Annotated in this window: 15 protein-coding genes; 11 read left to right on the top strand and 4 right to left on the bottom strand. The window is 70.2% G+C overall.

What is annotated here, in order from left to right; translation table 11 throughout:
• The first annotated feature begins 4 nt into the window (after positions 1 to 4).
• Positions 5 to 613, top strand: coding sequence for a response regulator transcription factor (locus tag ACFSKW_RS14005; RefSeq protein ID WP_379572653.1), 609 nt, complete (start codon positions 5 to 7; stop codon positions 611 to 613).
• Positions 614 to 1,004: 391 nt separating this feature from the next.
• Here the strand turns inward: ACFSKW_RS14005 and ACFSKW_RS14000 are convergent, their stop codons facing one another.
• Complete coding sequence (locus ACFSKW_RS14000) at positions 1,005 to 2,120, bottom strand: PP2C family protein-serine/threonine phosphatase (protein WP_379572652.1); 1,116 nt, start codon at positions 2,118 to 2,120, stop codon at positions 1,005 to 1,007.
• 118 nt (positions 2,121 to 2,238) lie between these two features.
• Between ACFSKW_RS14000 and ACFSKW_RS13995 the strand changes: the two genes are divergently transcribed.
• Positions 2,239 to 3,465 carry a GNAT family N-acetyltransferase gene (locus tag ACFSKW_RS13995; RefSeq protein WP_379572651.1) on the top strand — a complete coding sequence of 409 codons (1,227 nt, stop codon included), beginning with the start codon at positions 2,239 to 2,241 and terminating at the stop codon, positions 3,463 to 3,465.
• A gap of 50 nt (positions 3,466 to 3,515) precedes the next feature.
• Positions 3,516 to 3,662 (top strand): hypothetical protein, encoded by a 147-nt coding sequence (locus ACFSKW_RS13990; protein ID WP_379572650.1) that lies wholly within the window; start codon positions 3,516 to 3,518, stop codon positions 3,660 to 3,662.
• A 26-nt stretch (positions 3,663 to 3,688) separates the two neighbouring features.
• On the opposite strand, the gene ACFSKW_RS13985 is transcribed toward ACFSKW_RS13990, so the two are convergent.
• On the bottom strand, positions 3,689 to 4,156 hold the full coding sequence (locus tag ACFSKW_RS13985; protein ID WP_379572649.1) for a ribose-5-phosphate isomerase: 468 nt from the start codon (positions 4,154 to 4,156) through the stop codon (positions 3,689 to 3,691).
• A gap of 99 nt (positions 4,157 to 4,255) precedes the next feature.
• On the opposite strand from ACFSKW_RS13985, the gene def reads away from it, so the two are divergent.
• A complete protein-coding gene (gene def, locus ACFSKW_RS13980; RefSeq protein WP_379572648.1) occupies positions 4,256 to 4,744 on the top strand; it encodes a peptide deformylase in 489 nt (162 codons plus the stop codon).
• Positions 4,745 to 4,754: 10 nt separating this feature from the next.
• On the opposite strand, the gene ACFSKW_RS13975 is transcribed toward def, so the two are convergent.
• Both ACFSKW_RS13975 and ACFSKW_RS13970 read right to left on the bottom strand, forming a co-directional pair.
• Positions 4,755 to 6,158: an aldehyde dehydrogenase family protein gene (locus ACFSKW_RS13975; protein ID WP_379572647.1), complete on the bottom strand. Its 1,404-nt coding sequence runs from the start codon at positions 6,156 to 6,158 to the stop codon at positions 4,755 to 4,757.
• Positions 6,159 to 6,263: 105 nt separating this feature from the next.
• Positions 6,264 to 6,884: a mycothiol-dependent nitroreductase Rv2466c family protein gene (locus ACFSKW_RS13970; RefSeq protein WP_379572646.1), complete on the bottom strand. Its 621-nt coding sequence runs from the start codon at positions 6,882 to 6,884 to the stop codon at positions 6,264 to 6,266.
• 122 nt (positions 6,885 to 7,006) lie between these two features.
• Here ACFSKW_RS13970 and pepN point away from each other — a divergent pair, with 122 nt between their 5' ends.
• The 7 genes from pepN to ACFSKW_RS13935 all read left to right on the top strand — a co-directional run bounded on the left by pepN (position 7,007) and on the right by ACFSKW_RS13935 (position 17,288).
• The gene (gene pepN, locus ACFSKW_RS13965; RefSeq protein WP_379572645.1) at positions 7,007 to 9,568 is read left to right on the top strand and encodes an aminopeptidase N; all 2,562 of its coding nucleotides are present in this window, start codon (positions 7,007 to 7,009) and stop codon (positions 9,566 to 9,568) included.
• A gap of 142 nt (positions 9,569 to 9,710) precedes the next feature.
• Positions 9,711 to 10,937 carry an ROK family protein gene (locus ACFSKW_RS13960; protein WP_379572644.1) on the top strand — a complete coding sequence of 409 codons (1,227 nt, stop codon included), beginning with the start codon at positions 9,711 to 9,713 and terminating at the stop codon, positions 10,935 to 10,937.
• Positions 10,934 to 11,866 carry a carbohydrate ABC transporter permease gene (locus ACFSKW_RS13955; RefSeq protein WP_379572643.1) on the top strand — a complete coding sequence of 311 codons (933 nt, stop codon included), beginning with the start codon at positions 10,934 to 10,936 and terminating at the stop codon, positions 11,864 to 11,866. Before ACFSKW_RS13960 ends, ACFSKW_RS13955 begins: the two co-directional genes overlap by 4 nt.
• Positions 11,859 to 12,665 (top strand): carbohydrate ABC transporter permease, encoded by an 807-nt coding sequence (locus ACFSKW_RS13950; protein WP_379572642.1) that lies wholly within the window; start codon positions 11,859 to 11,861, stop codon positions 12,663 to 12,665. Before ACFSKW_RS13955 ends, ACFSKW_RS13950 begins: the two co-directional genes overlap by 8 nt.
• Positions 12,666 to 12,678: 13 nt before the next feature.
• Positions 12,679 to 13,944, top strand: a complete 1,266-nt coding sequence (locus ACFSKW_RS13945; RefSeq protein ID WP_379572641.1) for an ABC transporter substrate-binding protein — start codon at positions 12,679 to 12,681, stop codon at positions 13,942 to 13,944.
• A 51-nt stretch (positions 13,945 to 13,995) separates the two neighbouring features.
• Entirely contained in the window at positions 13,996 to 15,108 is a 1,113-nt protein-coding gene (locus ACFSKW_RS13940) for a glycoside hydrolase family 15 protein (protein ID WP_379572640.1), read from the top strand.
• A complete protein-coding gene (locus tag ACFSKW_RS13935) occupies positions 15,105 to 17,288 on the top strand; it encodes a glycoside hydrolase family 31 protein (protein ID WP_379572639.1) in 2,184 nt (727 codons plus the stop codon). Before ACFSKW_RS13940 ends, ACFSKW_RS13935 begins: the two co-directional genes overlap by 4 nt.
• The last annotated feature ends 6 nt before the right edge of the window (positions 17,289 to 17,294 follow it).

Raw genomic sequence — 17,294 nt, 5'->3', positions numbered from 1 at the left:
AGATGTGTCGCTTCGGATCCTGGTAGCCGAGCACCTCCCGCTGGTGCGAAGGGGCCTGGTCGCCTCGCTCGACGTGGAGGCCGATCTCGAGGTGGTCGCCGAGGTCGGCACGGGCGCGGGGATCGTTCCCGCGGCGCTCGAGCACGATCCCCACGCCGCCGTCGTCGACCTCGACCTGCCCGATCTCGGCGGCTTGGCCGCCGCCGCGCTGCTGCGCGAGCAGGCTCCCCGCTGCAGGGTGCTGATCCTTTCCGCCCAGCCCAACCCCGGTCAGGTACGGCGGGCCTTCGAGGCCCACGCGGCGGGCTTCATGAGCCTCGACGTGGCGCCCGAGGTGCTGGCCGAGGGCCTGCGTGCGGTGGGCGGGGGACGCAGGGCGGTCGACTCGGAGCTGGCGCTGGCCGCGCTGGAGTCGGTCGCCAACCCGCTGACCCCGCGCGAACGGGACGTGCTGAGGGTCGCGGCGGGCGGGGCCCGCTCCACGGAGATCGCCGACGAGTTGTTCCTGTCGGTCGGCACGGTCCGCAACCACCTGTCACGGATCATGTGCAAGACGGGCGCCCGCAACAGGATCGACGCGGTGCGCATCGCCAGCGACTCCGGCTGGCTGTAGCGGTCCGGCTGGCTGTAGCGGCTTGCCGCGCGGATGATGACCGGGTCCCGGCGGAACCGCGCCGCTCCTACCGGGACCCGGGCTCTGGGGGCGCTCAGTCCGCGCCGGCGCTCTCTTCGGCGCGGGGCCTGCAGGAAGGGAAGCGAGACCGGCTCCTCGTGCGGCGCCAGGCAGGCGAGGTCGCCCGCCCGGCCTGCGCGGTACGCGTCCATCCCCCTGGAGCGCGCCTGGTCGCATGGACGAACTCGGGCGCGCCGTCGATCACCGGTGAGTCGCAGAACAGGGGATCGACAAGGCAGTAGAGCTCATACCGGTTGTCCACGCCTTGAGAATCTCAAGGCCGCTCCACCGCCAGACAGTGACTCAGCTCACGATCTGACCGTGTGATTCGTCATGGGCGCCAGATGAGGACGAGCGCGCAGTCGTCGTTGTGTCCTGACGCCATCGAGTTGACCAGTGCCCTCGCTCCGTCGCGGAACCCCGAGGGCAGCAGCCGCTCGGCCTCGCCCAGCAGCCTGTCGAGGCCGGCGTCGATGTCGCGGCCAGGCTGTTCGATGAGCCCGTCGGTGTAGAGCAGGAGCGCGTCGCCCTTGCGCAGCACCCCGCTGTCGGGCTCGCAGTGCAGGTCGGGCACCACGCCGAGGACCACGCCTTTGGCCGAGGCGATCTCCCAGTTGCCCGTACCCGAGTCGAGCTTGACCACAGGCGGATGGCCGGCGGAGGTGATCGTGTACTCGCCGGTGCTCAGGTCGAGGCGCAGGTGGACGGCGGTGACGAAGCCCTCGTCGCCGCGCTGGCGGTGGAGGTAGCCGTTGCAGGCGGGCAGGAAGTCGTCGACCGAGCCGAGCAGCCCGCCGAACGTGCCGGACAGCAGCAGCGCCCTGGTGCCGGCGTCGACACCCTTTCCCGACACGTCGACCAGCGCGATCTCCACGTTGTCGCCGTCGCGCATGGAGACCAGGAAGTCGCCGCCGAAGGAGGAGCCGCCGGCCTGTTTGAGCACCACCTTGGCGCCCCAGTCCTTGGGCAGCGAGGGCAGCTCGCTCTGGCTCTTGAGCCTGTCGCGCAGCTCCAGCAGCATGGCGTCGCCGCGCAGGCCCTGCACGCCCAGCTTGCCCCTGGTGCGGGCCATGAGCACGGCCAGGACCGTGGTGAAGCCGATGCTCACCATGAGCCCGAGACCGATCCTGTTGACCCCCAGGACCGCTCCAATGTAGGCGAGGGATGCCAGGACGGAGACCAGCAGGACCGCCAGGCTGCGCAGCCGCAGTTGCAGCCCGCCGACCAGGGTGATGAGGATGAACAGGGAGGGCGAGAACCACTCGGTGGACACGCGGGCGGCGAGCCCGCCGACCATCAGGGTCAGCACCGACAGAGTGATCAGCAGGTTGCGGTCCCTGGCCAGCGGCCCTCTTCTGAGGAACCTGACCGCGGGCACCAGACCAGGCACTTTGACCAGCACCGCACGGAGCCGAGGCGGGATCTGCGGCACCGGACGTGAGTTCATGATGCGCTCGACTGTATCGGTCTCTCCCGGGTTTGGGCAGCCCACTTGACCAACGCCTTGATCATTAAGCACGGATATTGGGTGGCCGTCCGGCTTTGCCCGCTCCTACCGTGGACGGATGAGCTATCCGATCCGCCCCATCTCGGAAGAGCAGTGGCCCCAGTTCAGCGGCGTGCTCGCCGAGGCCTTCAACTGGACGCCGCACCCCACCCAGTCCGAACGCTGGAAGGCGAACACCGAGTTCGACCGGACCCTGGCCGCCTTCGACGGCGACCTCATCGCCGGCGTCACCGGCATCCACAGCTTCTCGATGGCCGTACCGGGCGGCGCCCTGCCCGTCGCCGGGGTGACCGCGGTCAGTGTGCTTCCCTCGCATCGCCGTCGCGGCATCCTCTCGCAGATCATGCGCCGCCAGCTCGCCGACGTGCGCGAGCGGGGCGAGGCCGTGGCCGCGCTGTACGCCTCCGAGGCGATCATCTACGGCCGGTACGGCTACGGCAGGGCGGCCGACAACCTGGCGGTCAGCATCCCCACGCACCGGTCGGCCTTCACCCCCGCCGCGCCCTCCGACCCCTCGCTCAGGGTCCGCGTGGTCAAGCCCGCCGAGGTCAGGTCCACCCTGGAGGAGCTGTTCGCCAGGGTCATGACCGAGCGGCCCGGCCGGTACGCACGCAACGAGCACTTCTGGAACATGAGCCTGGCCGACGAGGAGTTCGACCAGCAGGGCGCGGGCAGCCTGCGCGGCTTCCTCGTGGAGGACTCCTCAGGGGCGCGCGGCTACGCGCTGTTCAGGGTCAAGTCGGCGTGGGGCGAGAACGGCGGGCCTGACTGCGAGCTGCAGTTGCGTGAGCTGCACGCGACCGACCCCGCGGCGCACGCGCTGCTGTGGCGCGCGGTGCTCGACCGCGACCTGGTCACCAAGGTGACGGCCGACATCCCGGTCGACGACCCGATCACCCAGCTGCTGGCCGACGTCCGCCAGCTCCACTCGCGCTGGGGCGACGAGCTGTGGGTCAGGCTGGTCTCGGTGGACGCCGCGCTGGTCTCCCGCGCCTACTCCGCGCCCGTGGACCTGGTGATCGAGGTGGACGACGACGTCTGCCCGTGGAACGCGGGCCGCTGGCGGCTGACGGCCGACACCGGCTCGGCCTCGTGCAAGCCCACCGACGAGACCCCTGACGTGTCGCTGCCGGTGTCCGCGCTCGGCGGGGCCTATCTGGGCGCCGGCTCGCTGACCGCCCAGCAGGCGGCGGGTCTGCTCACCGAGCACTCGGCGGGAGCGGTCCGCGCCCTCGCCACCGCCATGTCGTGGTCGCCCGCGCCGTGGGCGGGCCTCGTCTTCTGACCGGGGCCGCCCGCCTTCGGGGACCGCGGCGGCGGGCTACAGTCACAGGTATGGCGCTGCAGAGTTTGCAGATCACGGCGATCACCGCGATGCGGGCGAGGGACGTCTCCAAGCCCTCGCAGGAACAGCAGGACGCCGCCGACCGGCGGCCGTTGCGCGACGAGGCACCACGGCGCGAGACCCGCCGCAAGTCGTAGCCCGCGGCGGGCTCGCATCCGCGCGGCTAGGGCAGCGGCGGGAGCTGGCCGATGGTCTCGTAGGAGACGAGCTGGGCGATGCGGCGGCTGTGGCGCTCGGCGCCGGAGAACGGCGTGTCGAGGAAGACCTCGACGAACCTGGTCGCCTCCTCCTCGGAGTGCATGCGCGCGCCGAGGCTGACGATGTTGGCGTTGTTGTGCTCGCGGGACAGGCGCGCCGTCTCCTCGCTCCAGGCCAGGGCCGCGCGGATGCCGCGCACCTTGTTGGCCGCGATCTGCTCGCCGTTGCCCGAGCCGCCGATCACGATGCCGAGGCTGCCGGGGTCGCCCGCGACGCCCTCGGCGGCGCGCAGCACGAACGCCGGGTAGTCGTCCTCGGCGTCATAGACGAAAGGACCGCAGTCGGTCACCTCGTGGCCCTGGTCCTTCAACCAGGTCACCAGGTGGTTCTTCAGCTCATAGCCGGCATGGTCGGCACCGATGTAGACACGCACGGGACCAGTTTCGCAGGTTCGCGGGGCGCGAGCCACGTCGGTCCCACGCTAGAGTAAGAGGCTCTTGCCCCATTCAGTCCTTACAGGAGTGCAGCGCCCATGCGTGAGATCCGGTACATCGGCGATCCCGTCCTGCGCACCCCGGCCGAACCCGTCGTCGACTTCGACAAGGAGCTGAGGAAGCTCATCGACGAGATGTTCGAGGCGATGTACGCGGCCGACGGCGTGGGCCTGGCCGGGCCGCAGATCGGCGTGTCGCGCAGGCTGTTCGTCTACGACTGCAGCGGGCGCAAGGGCCACCTGATCAACCCCACGCTGACGATCGACGACGCCGAGGAGGTGCTCGACGAGGAGGGCTGCCTGTCGGTCCCCGGGCGTGACACCGGCAAGCCGCTCTACGCGGCGACGCCCCGTGCGGCGGGCGTCAGCATCGAGGGCATGGACAGGCTCGGGCGGAAGGTGAAGCTGAGGGCGCGCGGGCTGCTGGCGCGCTGCTTCCAGCACGAGACCGACCACCTGGACGGCACGCTCTACGTCGACAGGCTGCCGAAGAGCGAGGCGCGCAAGATCCTCCAGCGCACGCACTGACGCCCGCGGCTCAGAGCTGGAGCGACTTGATCTCGAAGTACTCCTCGAGGCCGTGCTCGCCCAGCTCTCTGCCGATGCCCGAGTGCTTGTAGCCGCCGAAGGGCGCGTGCGGGTTGAACTGGCCGCCGTTGACCGAGACCTGCCCCGTGCGCAGCCGCCTGGCCACCGCCAGCGCCCGCTCCTGCGTGCCCGCCCACACCGCGCCCGAAAGGCCGTAGCGGGTGCCGTCGGCGATCTGCACGGCCTGCTCCTCGCTGGTGAAGGGGATGATCGACAGGACGGGACCGAAGATCTCCTCCTGCTCGATCGTCATCCCCGGCTCCACGCCGGCGAAGATGGTCGGCTCGACGTAGTAGCCGCGGTCCAGAGGACGCTCGGTGCCGCCGATGATGAGGCGCGCGCCCTCCTCCTGACCAGTGTTGATGTAGCGGACCACCCGGTCGCGCTGGGCGGCCGACACCAGCGGGCCGATCCTGGTGGCCTCGTCGAAGGGGTCGCCCACGAGGTACTTGCGGGCGGCTTCGACGGCCATCCTCACCGCCTGGTCGTACTGGTCGCGGTGGACGATCATGCGCGACCACGCCGAGCACGTCTGCCCCGCGTTGACGAAGGCGTTGGCGACACCGGCCTTGACCGCGACGGGCAGGTCGGCGTCGGGCAGGATCAGGTTGGCCGACTTGCCGCCGAGCTCCAGCGCCACCCGCTTGACGCCCTCGGCCGCCAGCGCGGCCACCCTGCGGCCTGCCCCGGTCGAGCCGGTGAAGGAGATCATGTCGACCTCGGGGTGGGCGGCCAGCGCCTCGCCGACGACCGGGCCCCTGCCGCTGACCAGGTTGAAGACACCACGGGGCAGGCCGACCTCGTGGAAGATCTCGGCCAGAGCGTAGGCGGCGAGCGGGGCCACCTCGCTGGGCTTGAGCACGACCGTGCACCCCGCCGCCAGCGCCGGCGCGACCTTGCAGACGATCTGGTGGAGGGGGTAGTTCCACGGGGTGATCGCGGCCACGACGCCCACGGGCTCCTTCACCACGACCGAGTTGCCGACCCTGCTCTCGCGGGGGTGGCTCTCGGCCATTTGCGCGTAGGAGGCCAGCACGCCGGCGGGCATGAGCGTCTGCACCTTCAGCGCGAAGCCATACGGCGAGCCCATGTCGGTGGAGATCGTCCTGGCGACGCTCTCGGCGCGCTGTCTCAGCAGGTCGGCCGCGGCGGCCAGCAGCTTGCCCCGCTCGGCGGGCGCGGTGTTCGCCCACGCGGGGAACGCGGCGCGGGCGAACAGGACCGCCGCCTCTGCGTCATCGGGAGCGCCTGCGGGAACGGTATCGATCGTCTCCTCGGTGGCCGGATTGACGACATCGATTCCTTCTCCCGAGACCGAGGCCGTCCAGGCCCCGTTGATATAGAGATGACGCATGTCCCCCATCCTCGCGCGCCGAAGGTCACAAAGCGAGAACCTTGACTCCCCGAGGGTACGGCGAACCGCCCAGGTTAGGGGGACATGTCCGAGATCTCGGATCCCTTAGTCGAAGACGGGGCGCCGGGTGCGGGTCCGCTTGAGTTCGAAGAAGTCCTCGAAGCCCGCGACGGTGCGCACGCCGTCCCAGAGCCTGCCCGCGTCCTCGCCGCGCAGGATCTTCGTCAGGACGGGCCCGAAGAAGGCGACGCCCTCGACCTGGATGACGGGGGTGCCGACCTCCTGCCCGACGAGGTCCATGCCACGGAAGTGCGACTCCCTGATCGCCTCGTCGTAGTCGGCGGAGTCCATCGCGTCGGCCACCTCCCTGTCGAGCCCCGCGGCTTCCAGGGCGTCGGCGAGCGTGTCCCTGATCGTGGGGCCCTCCTTGGGCCTGCCCTCGTTGTGGAAGCGCGTTCCGAGCTCGGTGTAGAGGGGGCCGACCACGTGCTCGCCGTACTTCTCCGCCGCGGCGGCGACGACGCGGACAGGGCCGATCGCCGCGGCGATCATCTCGCGGTACTCGGGAGAGATGTCCTTGTCCTCGTTGAGGACGTTCAGGCTCATGATGTGCCAGCGGGGTTCGATCTCGCGCACCTTCTCGACTTCCACCAGCCAGCGGGAAGTGATCCAGGCGAAGGGGCAGAACGGGTCGAACCAGAGGTCTACGGGGGTTCGCTCAGCCATGTTGGGGGTTCTCTCATTCAGGTGACCTTGCCGTCGGCCATAACCTGAGTGAGAGTCAGGACTATTCCTGGCATGGCAGGATTCAGACAAAACCCCAAAGATGTGGTGAAGAGGAGCGGATCTTGGCAGGCAACCTGACCCGTGACGAAGCTCGCGAGCGGGCCCGGCTGTTGAAGGTCGAGTCGTACGACGTCAAGCTCGACCTGACGGAGGGTGAGGAGCGGTTCGAGAGCGTCACGACCGTTCGCTTCTCCGCCGCGGAACCAGGCGCGACGACGTTCATCGACCTGCACGGCGCGCATGTGCGCACGGTGGAGCTCAACGGAGTCGCGCTCGACGTCTCCGCCTACGACGAGGACAAGGGCCGCTTCCCGCTGCCCGGCCTCGCCGCCGACAACGAGTTGACCATCGACGCCGACTGCGTCTACATGCGCACGGGCGAGGGCCTGCACAGGTTCGTCGACCCGGTCGACCAGAAGGTCTACCTGCACACGCAGTTCGAGACGGCCGACGCGCACCGCATGTACGCCTGCTTCGACCAGCCCGACCTCAAGGCGACGTTCGAGCTGACCGTGCTCGCCCCCGCCGACTGGGAGGTCGTCTCCAACGGCGCGGCCGACTCCGTCGAGCAGTTCGAGGAGCACGCGGGCCGTCACGGCACCACCCAGGCGGCCAGGCGGCATCACTTCACGCCGACCCCGCGCATCTCCACCTACATCACCGCGCTGGTGGCCGGCGGCTACCACAAGGTGACCTCCGAGCACGACGGCATCCCGCTGGGCATCTACTGCCGCGCCTCCCTGGCCGAGCACCTCGACGCCGACAACATCTTCGAGATCACCCGCCAGGGCTTCGACTTCTTCCACAAGGTCTTCGGCGTCCGCTACCCGTTCGGGAAGTACGACCAGCTGTTCGTCCCCGAGTTCAACGCGGGCGCCATGGAGAACGCGGGCTGTGTCACCTTCCTCGAGGACTACGTCTTCCGCTCCCGCGTCACCGACGCCATCATCGAGCGCCGCGCGGAGACGATCCTGCACGAGATGGCGCACATGTGGTTCGGCGACCTGGTCACCATGCGCTGGTGGGACGACCTGTGGCTGAACGAGTCGTTCGCCACCTACGCCTCCGTGCTGTGCCAGGCCGAGGCCACCCGCTGGGGCAAGGGCGCGTGGACGACGTTCGCGAACGTGGAGAAGGCGTGGGCCTACCGCCAGGACCAGCTTCCCTCCACCCATCCGATCGCCGCCGACATCCCCGACATGCAGGCGGTCGAGGTCAACTTCGACGGCATCACCTACGCCAAGGGCGCCTCGGTGCTCAAGCAGCTGGTGGCCTACGTCGGGCTCGACAACTTCCTCGCCGGCGTGCGCGACTACTTCAACGAGCACGCGTGGGGCAACACCGAGCTGAAGGACCTGCTCACCGCGCTGGAGCGGACCAGCGGCCGTGACCTGTCGTCGTGGTCGAAGGAGTGGCTGGAGACCTCGTGGGTCAACACGCTGCGTCCTTCGTTCGACGTGGACGCCGAGGGCCGCTTCACCCGCTTCGAGGTGCTGCAGGAGGCCCCGGCCGAGTACCCGACGCTGCGCTCCCACCGCGTCGCGATCGGCCTGTACTCCCAGGTCGACGGTGAGCTGGTCAGGACCCGGCGGGTCGAGCTCGACGTGGTCGGCGCGCGTACGGCCGTCGCCGAGCTGATGGGCGAGACGCAGCCCGACCTCGTTCTGATCAACGACGACGACCTGACCTACGCCAAGGTCAGGCTCGACGAGCGCTCCCTTGCCACGCTGGTCGACGGGGGCATCTCGCGGTTCACCGAGTCGCTGCCGCGCGCCCTGTCCTGGTCGGCGGCGTGGGACATGACCCGCGACGCCGAGATGGCCACCCGCGACTACGTCAAGCTGGTCATCTCCGGCATCTCGTCGGTCAAGGACATCACGGTCGTCCAGACCGTCCTGCGGCAGGCCCGCCAGGCCGTGCAGCAGTACGCAGACCCGGCCTGGCAGGCCGAGGGCCTGGCCCAGCTCGCCGCCGCGCTGAAGTCGTGGATCGGCACGGCCGAGCCGGGCTCCGACCACCAGCTCGCCTACGTCAACGCCTTCTGCGCGGTGGCCACCTCGACCGAGGACCTGGCCTTCGTCAAGGGCATCCTCGACGGCACGTCGGCGCCCGAGGGCCTGGCCGTCGACGCCGACCTGCGGTGGACGCTGACGCACGCGCTGGTCTCCGGCGGCGTGCTCGGCGCGGACGACATCGAGGCGGAGCTGAAGCGCGACGCCACCGCCTCGGGCGAGCGCTCGGCCGCCCTGTGCAAGGCGGCCATCCCGACCGCCGAGGCCAAGGCCGAGGCGTGGGCGGCGATCACCGGCGGCAAGCTGGCCAACGCGATCTTCAGGACGACGATCGCGGGGTTCCAGGACCCGCACCACGTGGACCTGCTCGTGCCGTACAAGGAGAAGTACTTCTCCGAGGTCGGGCGGATCTACGAGGAGTGGACGTTCGACATGGCGCAGAGCTTCGCCGTGGGCTGCTTCCCCTCGCTGCTGATCGAGCAGGAGACCGTCCAGGCGGCGGAGGACTACCTGGCCTCCTCCGGCGCGCCCCAGGCGCTGCGCAGGATGGTCATGGAGGGCGCCGACGGCGTGAGCCGCGCGCTGCGCGCCCGCGCGAAGGACGCTTCCTGACGCACGGCTGATCTGACGGGCGCCCCTCTGCCGAGGGGCGCCCGTTCGTGTTTCAACCCGGTTGCGAACTCTTGACAGTGGGACACCTGCGGACTCATATTTTCACCACTAACTTTATTTCCAAAGAAAGTCCGGTCCCTGTATGGCAGGCAGTGATCGCGGCGACCTGACCAGGACGGCGATCCTCGCCCTCCTCGGCACGGTCGGTCCGCTCAGCCGTACCGAAATCGCCCGGGAGCTCGACCTCAGCCCCGCGTCCGTCACCCAGCTCACGCGCGAGCTCATGGGGCACGGCATGCTGGAGGAGCTCGACCTCAAGCCGTCACGCGGCGGCCGTCCCGCGCAGCGGCTCGGTCTTGTGGGCACCGCGGGACGCGCGCTCGGCGTCAAGGTGACGGCAGACCACCTGGTGATCGTCGACGTCCGGCTCGACGGCGTGGTGCTCGGATCGTGGGAGCACCCCTTCGACCCCTCGGGGCCACACGCGCTCGACGACCTCGCGAGCACCGTCGAGGCCACGCTGGCGCGGATCGAGCAGGCTCCCGCGCTGCTGGGCGTCGGCGTGGGCGTTCCCGGGAGCGTCGACGACCAGGCCGTAGGGACGGTCAACGCGCCGACGCTCGGCTGGCAGGCGATGCCCGTCGGCGAGCGCCTGCGCCGCCGCCTCAGCCTTCCCGTGCTGGTGGAGAACGACGTCAACGCGCTGGCGGCCGCCGAGCGCCTGTACGGCAGAGGCCGCACGCACCGCGACTTCCTCGTCCTGACGATCGGGCGGGGCGTCGGGGCCGCCATCGTCACCGACGGGCGCGTCTACCGAGGCGCCAGAGGCGGCGCGGGCGAGTTCGGCCACGTGCCGGTCGACCCCTCGGGCCCGGTCTGCGGCTGTGGCACCGCCGGATGCCTGGAGGCGTTCGTCGGCTCGGCGGGCCTGGTGGCGTCCGCGAGGGAGAAGGGGCTGCTCGAAGACCACGCGGCGCAGGGCGACCCCGGCGCGCGGGACGCGGTCGACGAGCTCGGCAGGGCCGCCGCGGCCGGCGACAGGGCCGCCCAGGACGTCTTCGACCAGGCGGGCAGGATCCTCGGCAGATCCACCGCCGGGCTGATCAACGTGGTCGACCCCGAGGTCGTGGTCATCCTGGGCGAGGGCGTCGCGCACTGGCCGTACTGGCAGGTGGGCTTCGACAGGGCGGTCCGCGCCCAGCTCATGCCCGGACGGCGCGACATCGCGATCGAGGTGGAGAGCTGGGACGAGACGAGCTGGGCGCAGGGCGCCGCGGCGCTGGTGCTGGCCACGCCGTTCGACGCGGCAGGCGCCGCGGGCGAGCAGGGAAGGCTCGTGCGCGCAAGGCTGATCGGGGCGACCCCATGACGCTCACCGCCGACCCGCCGCGGACCCGCGCGGCGGCACACCGGGCGGGGCCGCCGCGCAGGAGGCTGCGCTACGCGGGCACCGTCGCGGTCTTCCTGCTGCCGAGCCTCGTCCCGCTCGTGCTGTTCACGCTGGTCCCGATGGCCGGATCGCTCTGGGTGAGTCTGCACGAGTGGAACCTGATCGAGCCGATGCGCTGGGTGGGTCTCGACAACTACGGCGAGGTCCTCGCCGACCCGAAGACGCGGGCCGCCTTCCTGCACACGCTGTACTTCATCGCCGGATACCTGCCGCTCGTCTACGCGGGAGGGCTCGGCCTGGCGATGCTGCTCAACAGGGCGATGGGCGGGCGCAACCTGTTCCGCGCGATCTACTTCCTGCCGGTCATCACCAGCTGGGTCGTCGTCGCGCTGATGTGGAAGTGGCTGCTCAACCCCGCCAGCGGCATCGTGAACTGGGCGCTGGGCCTGCTCGGCGTCGAAGGGCCCGGCTGGTGGACCGACCCGTCCTGGGCGATGCCGTCGATCATTCTAGCCTCGGCGTGGAAGGACCTCGGCTTCGTCATGATCATCCTGCTGGCGGGGCTGCAGGCGATCCCGCACGAGTACCACGAGGCGGCGCGGGTGGACGGCGCGTCGGCCTGGCAGCGCTTCCGCCGCATCACGCTGCCGCTGCTGTCGCCCTCGACGTTCTTCGTCGTCGTCATCTCGCTGATCAACGGCTTCCAGGTCTTCGACCAGGTGCACGTCATGACCGCGGGCGGTCCAGGCGGCGCCACCGAGGTCGTGGTCGAACAGGTCTACCGGCTCACCTTCCAGTACGGCAGGGCGGGCGCGGCCTCGGCGCTGTCGTGGCTGCTGTTCGCGGTCGTCCTGCTGGTGACGCTGATCCAGGTCCGCGTGCAGCGCCGGTGGGTGAACTATGGGTAAGGCTCTGAAGTACCTGCTGGTCGTCGCGGGCGCGCTGGTGATGCTGTTCCCCTTCGCGTGGGCGGTGATCACCTCGATCACGCCGAGCGGGAGCGTGCTGGCCACCCCGCCGGACTTCACTCCCGACGGGGCGAACCTGGGCGCGTACGGCAAGCTGCTCGAGGTCACGCCGTTCTGGCGGATCCTGCTCAACAGCGCGTGGATCGGGGCGGCCTCGACCATCCTGCAGCTGGTCACCAGCGCGATGGCCGCCTACGCCTTCGCCAGGCTGCCCTTCCCCGGCAGGGGCGCGCTGTTCGCGGTCTACCTGGCGACCCTGATGGTGCCGCTGCAGGTGCTGATCGTGCCGCTGTTCATCGAGATGCGGACCTTCAACCTCATCGACACCTACTTCGCGGTCCTTGCCCCGACCATCGCCTCGGCGTTCGGCGTCTTCCTGCTCAGGCAGGCCATCGCCCAGGTGCCGAAGGAGTTCGATGAGGCGGCGGTGCTGGACGGCGCCGGACATTTCCGGATTTTTGCGCTGATTGTGGTGCCACTGATCAGGCCCGCCCTGGCGACCTTCGCCATCTTCGGGTTCATGGCCAGCTGGAACGCCTACCTGTGGCCCCTGGTGATCATCAAGTCGCCCGAGTTCATGACGCTCCCCCTCGGCCTGGCCGAACTGCACGGCCGCTTCACCACCGAGTGGAACGTCGTCATGGCCGGGTCGGTGGTCAGCGTCGTGCCCATCCTCATCCTCTATCTCTTCGCCCAGAAGCACGTCATCGCCTCCGTCGCCCAATCAGGGCTCAAGTAAAGGATCACCCCCCATGACCAGGACAAGGCTCGCCTTCGCCGCGCTGGCCACCGCGGTCCTCGCCACCGCGTGCTCGCAGGGCTCGGCCACCAGGGACACCTCCGCCGCCGGTGAGGGCGGCAAGGTGACAGTGAGGTACTTCACCTTCTCCGCCGCGCCCGACCACGTGAAGGACCTCGACAAGATCGTCGCCGCCTTCGAGAAGGAGAACCCGAAGGTGAACGTGGTCGTGGAGACCGCGCCGTACGACCAGTACTTCACCAAGCTGCAGACGAGCATCGCGGGCGGCACCGCGCCCGACACCTTCGAGCTCAACTACGAGAACTTCGTCACCTACGCCGACGCCGGCTCGCTGCTCGACCTGGGCCAGGTCTCGGGGGACTCCGCGCCCACCGGGTACGCGCAGGAGTCGCTGGAGGCGTTCAAGCACGAGGGCAAGCAGTTCGCGCTGCCCGCCTCCTTCTCCACCGTCGTCCTCTTCTACAACAAGGACCTGTTCAAGAAGGCGGGGATCGACGAGCCGACCGCCTCGTGGACGTGGGCGGAGGAGCAGGCGGCCGCCGAGAAGCTGACCGACAAGAAGGCGGGCGTGTTCGGCGACTTCCAGCCCGTGCAGTTCTTCGAGTTCTACAAGACGCTCAAGCAGACGGGCGGCGAGTTCCTCTCCGCCGACGGCAAGAAGGCGGCCTTCAACAGCCCCCAGGGCGTCAAGGCGGCCACGTGGCTGGTGTCCAAGGTGGGCAAGACCATGCCGACCGAGGCGGAGATCGGCGGCACCGCCGACTACGACACCAACCTGTTCAAGTCGGGCAAGCTCGCGATGTGGCACAACGGCATCTGGCAGTTCGCGGGGCTGAAGGACGTGCCGTTCGAGTGGGACGTCGTCGTCGAGCCCGGTGACTCGGCCAAGGCCAGCGCCGTCTTCCACAACTCGGTCGCCGCCTCCACCACGACCAGGCACGGGAAGGAGGCCTACGCGTGGGCCAAGTTCCTCAGCTCGTCGGGCGTGGCGGCCTCGACCAGGATCGAGTCGTCGTGGGAGCTGCCTCCGGTCTCGGACCAGGGCGTGCTCGCCGGGTACCTCAAGGACCCCAAGCCGGCCAACCGCCAGGCGGTCTTCGACTCGCTGAAGTCGATCGCGCTGCCGCCGGTGATCAAGCGGCAGCAGGAGATGCAGGACGCGGTGACCCAGGAGTTGGCCAACGCGGCGGCGGGCCGGGCCTCCGTCGAGGAGGCGCTCAAGACGGCGGCCGCCAAGGTGGACGAGCTCCTCGGCTGACCCTGTCCCCGAGTCCTTCGGCACCATTCACTCACCAGGAGATCTGACCAAGTGATCGTAGGAAGCGACCTGGCGCGGGCGCAGCTCGTGTCGCGCAGCGTCGATGTGATCAGCACGCACCAGTCGCCCTCGGGGGCCTACCCGGCGTGTCCCACCTTCTCCGCCTACCGCGGCTACGCGTGGCTGCGCGACGGCGCGTTCATCGCCGAGGGCATGAGCCGGTCCGGCGTGCTCGAAGGGGTGACCGCCTTCCACGAGTGGTGCGCCGGCGTCGTCGGCGCCCGCCAGGCGCGCGTGGACGCACTGGTCGGGCGGGCCGCCGACGGCGAGAGCGTCTCCCCCGCCGAGATGCTGCCCACCAGGTTCACGCTCGACGGCGGCGAGGGCACCGACGAGTGGTGGGACCACCAGCTCGACGGCTACGGCACGTGGCTGTGGGCACTGGCCGAGCACGTCGGACGGCACGGCACCGAGGTGAAGGGCGCGCGCACGGCGGTCAGGGTCGCGGCGAAGTACCTGTCGTGGTTCTGGGACCAGCCCTGCTACGACTGGTGGGAGGAGCACGTCGACCAGCGCCACGTCTCGACGCTGGCCGCGATCCACGCCGGCCTGAGGGCGGCGATCGGCACCGGTTTCCTCGACGAGCAGGAGGAGAGGGCGGCGGCCGAGGCGGTCGAGGGCATCGCGGCGCTGGTCGCGGCCGAGGGGATCGCGCAGGGCGGGCACCTGCGCAAGTGGCTCGGCAGCGACGCGGTCGACGCGAGCCTGCTGGCGTGCGTGTATCCGTTCGGGCTCTACCCGGTGGACCACCCCGTCTCGGTGGCCACGGTGGCCGAGGTGGAGCGGCGGCTCGCCCACGAGGGCGGGGTGTACCGCTACCTGGCCGACACCTTCTACGGCGGCGGCCGCTGGGTGCTGCTGGCGGGCTTCCTCGGGCTCAACCACGCCGCGGCGGGCCGGCGCGAGGAGGCGCTGCGCTACCTCGACTGGATGGGCGCGCAGGCCACCGCGACGGGCGAGCTGCCCGAGCAGGTGTCGGACGTGCTGCTGGCGCCGGGCAGGTTCGACGAGTGGCTGGCCCGGTGGGGCTCGGTGGCGACCCCGCTGCTGTGGTCGCACGGGATGTACCTGATGCTCGCCGACGCGCTGGAGGTCCGCGCATGATCCGCCATCGTCCTCACGGGTCGGGGCACCCGTACGCCGAGTCGGAGGACCAGCGGGTGCCCGTCCTGCCGATGGCAGGCGAGAGCGTCGAGCTGCGGGTGCGGGCGTCGGCGAACGTCGACTCCGTGGTGTGCGACTGGGTCGACATCGGCTTGCCCGCGCTCGAACTGCCGCTCAGCCGTCCCGCGGCCGAGGAGGAGTCCGCCGCGGTCGACGGCGGGCATCTCGCGGCGGCGCAGGCCAAGGCGGCCAGGGCCGCCTCGGGGTCGTGGTCCGTCGTGACACCTCCGCTGGAGGCGGGCCGCCGCTACAGCTACCGGTTCCGCGGTGGCGGCACAGGTTCCTCACGTTCGTTCGCCACCACGTGGTTCCATGTGACGGCGGCGGAGTGGAGAGACGAGGGCGGGCGGCTGACGGTCGTGGGCCGCGACCGGGTGGTGCCGGGCAGCGTCCGGTGGCTGGCCGACGGCGACGAGGTACGGCGGGGCCGCTTCGAGCTGGCCCTGGAGCCCGGCGCGCACGTCGTCGGGTTCGGCGAGCGCTTCGACGCCGTCGACCAGCGGGGCAGGACGCTGGACGCGGTGGTGTTCGAGCAGTACAAGTCGCAGGGCGCCCACGGGCGCACCTACCTGCCGATGCCGTTCGCCATGGTCGTCAACGGCCCGCGCAGCTGGGGCCTCCACCTCGACACCTCCCGCAGGACCTGGTACGAGATCGGCGAGAGCATCGTCGTCGAGGCCGAGGGCGCCGACCTGACGTTGAGGATCCACGAGGGCTCGCCCGCCGAGGTGCTCGACGCCTTCCTCGGCACGGTGGGCAGGCCGGCCGAGCTGCCCGACTGGGTGTTCAGGCTGTGGGCCAGCGGCAACGAGTGGAACACGCAGGACCGTGTCATGGCCGAGATGGACCGGCACCGCGAGACCGACATTCCCGTGGGCGCGCTGGTCATCGAGGCGTGGAGCGACGAGACGACGTTCACGGCGTTCAGGGGCGCGGAGTACGAGCCCTCGGAGGAGCCGCACACCCTCGCCGACTACCGGTTCCCCGCCGACGGTCCGTGGCCCGACCCCAAGGGCATGGTGGACGAGCTGCACGCGCGCGACATCAAGGTGCTGCTGTGGCAGATCCCGCTGCAGAAGATGCGCCCGCACCCCAGGCACCAGGCGGCCGTGGACGCCAGGCAGATCCTCGACAGGTGCGTCAGGGAGGCGGACGGCAGGCCGTACAGGAACAGGGGCTGGTGGTTCCCGCTGGCGCTGATGCCGGACCTGAGCTCGCAGGAGGTGCGCGACTGGTGGACGGCCAAGCGCCGCTATCTCGTGGAGGAGGTCGGGATCGACGGGTTCAAGACCGACGGCGGCGAGCACGCGTGGGGCCATGACCTGCGCTACGCCGACGGGCGCAGGGGTGACGAGGGCAACGGGCTGTTCCCTGTGCACTACGCGCGCGCCTTCGGCGACCTGCTCAGGCAGGCGGGCAAGGCGCCCGTCACGTTCAGCAGGGCCGGTTTCGCGGGCTCGCAGCCGCACGGCGCCTTCTGGGCGGGTGACGAGGACTCCACGTGGGAGGCTTTCCGTTCCTCGATCAGGGCCGGGATCACCGCTTCGGCCTGCGGGATCGTCTACTGGGGCTGGGACCTGGCCGGGTTCTCCGGCGAGCTGCCGAGCGCGGAGCTCTACCTGCGCGCCGCGGGCACGTCGGCGTTCATGCCGATCATGCAGTACCACTCGGAGTTCAACCACCACCGCAGGCCGCTGCGTGACAGGACGCCGTGGAACATCGCGGAACAGACGGGCGACTCCCGGGTCGTCCCGGTGTTCCGGCGGTTCGCGCAGCTGCGGGAGCGACTGGTGGGCTACCTGGCCGACGAGGCGCGCAAGACCATCGCGGGCGGCGCGCCCCTGATGCGCGGCCTGTTCTTCGACCACCCAGGCGACCAGGACATCTGGCGCCACCCGTTGCAGTACAAGCTCGGCGACGCCCTGCTGGTCGTGCCCGTCACCGACCCCGGCGCCGACAAGGTGGAGGCCTACCTGCCCGCGGGCGAGTGGGTCGACGTCTGGACGGGCCTCGCCATCGACGGCGGGCAGACGCTCACGCTGCCCGCTCCCCTCGACCGGCCGCCGGTGCTCTGTACGGCAGAGCGCTGGCCCGACCTCTCTCCCGTCTTCACATCCTGAGAGGAG

Origin of the sequence: Nonomuraea mangrovi (genome assembly GCF_042681425.1) — a bacterium.
GTDB lineage: Bacteria > Actinomycetota > Actinomycetes > Streptosporangiales > Streptosporangiaceae > Nonomuraea > Nonomuraea mangrovi.
This window is presented reverse-complemented; position numbering and strand designations above follow the sequence as displayed.